Annotated in this window: 1 protein-coding gene; it reads right to left on the reverse strand. The window is 62.0% G+C overall.

Features of this window, described 5'->3' with window-relative positions; all coding sequences use genetic code 11:
* On the reverse strand, window positions 1-424 hold a 424-nt coding region (locus IO33_RS0141950), incomplete at both ends, for an SIR2 family protein (RefSeq protein WP_031174331.1).

The raw sequence follows: 424 nt of genomic DNA on the forward strand, positions 1-424 counted from the left end.
TGAGCCAACGACGGAGTGCTCGTTTCAGCAATGATCGCCGAGACCTGCTCACCTAGGTTCGGGATCATCTTCTCCAGCAGCTGGGCCTGATCAAGCGCTGGGAACCGCGTGGAATCTGGAACGGCGACATTCGAGCGTTCTGCCAACCTGGCTAGCAAATCACTCCAACCTGGCAGTCCGGCACCGATGCTGACCCCCGCACCCAGAAACAGCGCAAGGTGACCCTGGATAGCCAGTCGACCGAGACGCATCGCGTCCTTCATCGCGGCCTCATCGAGTGCCCAGTGGTAGCGCTCGCGCCGGTAGTGCTGCGCCGCACTGAATAGGGCACGGTCCGGCGTCACCAGCACGACATCGACGCCGAGGTCAGTTGCGCTAGTGGTTAACGTCTGGGTGAGCTGCGCCAGGATATCTCCCTTCCGGG

Source organism: Streptomyces durhamensis (assembly GCF_000725475.1).
In the GTDB taxonomy this organism is placed as follows: domain Bacteria; phylum Actinomycetota; class Actinomycetes; order Streptomycetales; family Streptomycetaceae; genus Streptomyces; species Streptomyces filipinensis.